The 689-nt window shown below is 57.5% G+C and carries 1 pseudogene; it reads left to right on the top strand.

What is annotated here, in order from left to right:
* Nucleotides 1–404: 404 nt before the first annotated feature.
* Nucleotides 405–689, top strand: a pseudogene (locus AC1DRJ_RS31085) (ribonucleotide-diphosphate reductase subunit beta); the annotation flags it as partial.

The following is a 689-nucleotide window of genomic DNA, read 5'->3' as shown; positions in this document are numbered from 1 at the left end:
GTGTTTTTGGCTATTTTTTGAGCAGAAATGTTTCAGCGTCAAAATTTACGAAAAAAAATCTGCACCGGCCAAAGCCCTGTATTACCTCGGTTTGCCCGAAAAACCCGCCCTTCCGGCCGTTCCATGAGCCGATTCGCCGCACCACGCCGGTGAAAATTTCCCTATAATGCCGCCTTAACGGGCCTGCAATATCCCCTTACAGGGATGAAACGCCAGTCTGGAGCCCCGCAGTAGCGTTTAACGCTGGTTGCGCCCATCAGTGGCTCTCGGAACCCCGTACAAAATTCTGTTTTATTGCCTGCCTTGGCTGCAAAAAACGATTCCTTAAGATCCAACGCGGTCAGAGCGACCGTGTGAACAACCATCACACGGGCATCTGGCCCTCACGCAGGAGACGACACGTCATGCTGAGCTGGGACGAATTCGACAAAGAAGACAGCGGCGAAGCCGTGGTAAAAGGCGCTAACGCCGGCCACGCGAGCGAAGCCAACATGGACCGACTCGACACCGCTGGTGGTGTCGCCGCTCAAGAAGCTCGCGCCGTTACCGCGAACGACTCTGCCGCAATCGCCCGTGCCAAAGCTGCCCTGGACACCCTCGACGTCGCCGAAGGCCTCGCCGAACTCGAAGGCGCCTCCGCCCGCGTCGCTGTCGACGAAAAGCGCATGATCAACTGCCGTGCCGACCTC

The sequence above is a fragment of the Pseudomonas sp. P5_B2 genome, assembly GCF_056400445.1.
The sequence above is the reverse complement of the archived record's forward strand: the minus strand, read 5'-3'. Positions and strand labels throughout refer to the sequence as shown.